Origin of the sequence: Kitasatospora sp. NPDC056800 (assembly GCF_042789775.1) — a bacterium.
GTDB lineage: Bacteria > Actinomycetota > Actinomycetes > Streptomycetales > Streptomycetaceae > Kitasatospora.
In genome coordinates this window covers 1-2,816 of the sequence record NZ_JBHUAL010000380.1, presented here as the reverse complement: position 1 = coordinate 2,816, position 2,816 = coordinate 1, and the positions used below count along the sequence as shown (strand labels likewise).

Annotated in this window: 2 protein-coding genes; one reads left to right on the top strand and one right to left on the bottom strand. The window is 76.2% G+C overall.

The features are described 5' to 3' along the window. Positions 1-78: 78 nt before the first annotated feature. Positions 79-816: a M48 family metallopeptidase gene (locus tag ACFRQN_RS40425; protein ID WP_079271877.1), complete on the bottom strand. Its 738-nt coding sequence runs from the start codon at positions 814-816 to the stop codon at positions 79-81. A 255-nt stretch (positions 817-1,071) separates the two neighbouring features. On the opposite strand from ACFRQN_RS40425, the gene ACFRQN_RS40420 reads away from it, so the two are divergent. After that, the gene (locus ACFRQN_RS40420) at positions 1,072-2,184 is read left to right on the top strand and encodes a ThiF family adenylyltransferase (protein WP_380745631.1); all 1,113 of its coding nucleotides are present in this window, start codon (positions 1,072-1,074) and stop codon (positions 2,182-2,184) included. The last annotated feature ends 632 nt before the right edge of the window (positions 2,185-2,816 follow it).

Genomic DNA, 2,816 nt, shown 5'->3' with positions numbered 1-2,816 from the left:
GGCCGATGTGGCCCGCGCCCCCTTCCGTCGTTCCTACGGTCGGACCGGCCGGCCCGTGGCTCCCACATCACCGCGGCGTCAGTCGCAGGAGGCTGCCTGATCGGGCCCGGTCGGCCCCGGAGCGGCGTGCCGGGCGCCGGGGATGTGCGGCAGCCGGGCCGCGGAGACCACGCCCTCCAGGTAGCCGCGGGCCCGCTCGGTCCGCGGGTAGGCCTCCAGCAGCGCCCAGAACGCCGGGCCGTGGTCCGGCACCAGCAGGTGCGCCAGCTCGTGCAGCAGCACGTAGTCCAGCACGTACTCCGGCATGCCCTGAAGACGGTGGGAGAGGCGGATCGTCCCCTCGCTGGGGGTGCAGGAGCCCCAGCGGGAATTCTGGTTGGTGACCCAGCGGACCTGGCTGGGCCGGGCGCGGTCGTCCAGGTAGGAGGCCGACAGCTCGCGGGCCCGGGCCATCAGGGCCTCGTCCCCGGGGATCCGCCGGGACTCCTGGGCGGCGAGCTTCTCCAGCATCTGCGCGACCCAGCGCTGCTCCTCGGCGTGCGACATCCGGGCCGGGATCAGCACGATGGTGCGGTCGCCCTCGCGGTAGGCGGAGACGGTACGGCTGCGGCGGGCGCTGCGGCGCACCTCGACCCGGCTGCGGTCGTGCGCCTCGGGGGCCGTGGCACCGGCGGGCGGCGGCTGCGACGGGGCCGGCCTCGGCTGCTGCCGCTGGTCCGGGCGCCCGCGCGTGTTCGGCGCCGCGACCTGCGACCCGGACGCTGCGGGGGCACGCCGACGCGACGCCGGTGGATGGGAGTCCCGCTCGGCTGCCATGGCACACGACGTTACCCGGTACCACGGACAGAAGTCCGCTGCCATGGCCGGAATCTTTCATGGAGCGATCGGGAACGAAAAGTCGACGGGGGGTGTCCGGAAAGCGACATCGGGGAGGATGGCCAGTTATCCACAGGGCGTGCGAACGGATGGGGTGATCATAAGCACAGACCTGTGGATAACTCTGCGCACGACATCGGCGTGATGGGGCAAGCTGCGGTCAGCCGTCCGGAAACGATCGGAAGGAAGATCGTCGTGCGCCTCGCCCTCAAGCCCGCGCTGTCCCGCAGCTGGCGGGACTCGGAGACCCTGCAGTTCGGCACCGTCACCCGGTTCGCCGGGGTGCTCGGCAACGCCGACAAGACCCTCTGCGACTTCCTCGCGCTGCTCGACGGGACGCGCGACCGACCGGAGCTCCTGAACGAGGGAGAACGCATCGGGCTCGGCCGCGAACCGGCCGACACCCTGCTCACCGGCCTGGAGGAGACCGGCCTGCTGGACGACGCGGAGGCCGGCCGCCGCGCGCTGGCCCGCTTCCCCGCGCAGCAGCGGGACCTGCTCGAACCGGACCTCGCCTCGCTCTCCCTGGTCCACTCCGGGCCAGGCGCCGCACCGGCGGTCCTGGGCCGCCGGGCCGACGCGCGGATCGAGGTGCGCGGCGCGGGCCGGGTCGGCGCCGCCGTGGCGGCGGTGCTCGCGGCGGGCGGCACCGGCACGGTCACGGTCGCGGACACCGGCCGGGTGAAACCCGGCGACTGCTCCCCCGCCGGGCTGCCGCCCGGGGACGTCGGCCGGCTGCGCTCGACGGCGGCCCGGGAGGCCGTGCAGCGCGCGGCGGGGCGGCCACCGGCGCCCGTGCCCCGCCGCCGGCCCGGGGACCCGCCACCGGACTTCGTGGTCCTCGCGCCCCGGGACGGCAGTGCCGCCTTCGCGGGCGGGACGTACGAGGCCCGGCTGCTGCTGCGGGCCGGGGTGCCTCACCTCTACGTGGGCGTGGTCGAGGAGTTCGGCGTCATCGGGCCACTGGTGATCCCCGGGATGTCGGCCTGCGGGCACTGCCTGGTGCTGCGGCGGGAGGACGAGGACGCCGCCTGGCCGAGGGTCCTGGCCCAGCTGGCCGACGGAGGGCCCGGCCGGGCCCGTACCCCGGCCTGCGACACGGCGCTCGCGACGGCGGTCGCCGGCCTGGCGGCCCTGCACATCCAGGTGTTCCTGGACGGCGGGCGCCCACCGAGCGTGGACGGCTGGTGCGAGGTCTCGGCCGGGGACGGCATGCCACGGCGCCTGCGGCTGCGCGGGCACCCGGACTGGGGGGGGCGCGGGCGCCCCCCGCGCCCCCGGGGGGGGCCGGGGGGGGGGGATAAGTAAAAATGAGGAGGGGGGGGGCGCCCCGGGGGGGCGGCGGGGTGGGTGGTGTCGGCGGGGGCCGGCTTGCCACGGCGCGTGGGGCGGGGGGGGCACCCGGATGGGGGCGCCTGCTGGCAGCCGCTGCCCCCGGGGTGAGGAACGGAGGAGGAGAAGAAGAACGAGTCTGACGGGAGCAGGCCCGGCGGCTGCACGGCTCGGCAGCCTCCGGCCTCCCCACGGGACCACGGGCACCCACCCGGCCGTACGAGCCGACGGCCGGGGTGGGCCCGCCGTCCCGACGGACCCCCGGCCGGGGCCGACAAGCCCCACGGGCGGGTGCGAGGCCTCCCATGGCCTGTGCCCTGCCCCGGGCAAGGCACAGGCCATGGCACGGCACGGGCACGGGCACGGGCACAGACCGGGCACGGGCACAGACCGGGCACGGGCACAGACCGGGCACGGGCACGGACCGGCAGAGAGGACGGGGCACCACCGCTCGGGGTACGAGGTGGGTGGGTGGGTTGTGGGTGCGGTGGGCGGTGGGTGGTGGGCGGTGGGGTGGGGTGGGGTGGGGGGAGGGGGGAGGGGCCCCGGGGAAGAGGGAAGCGAGCAGCATCACAACACCGCGCAGGAAGTCGGCCGAGCCGACTTCC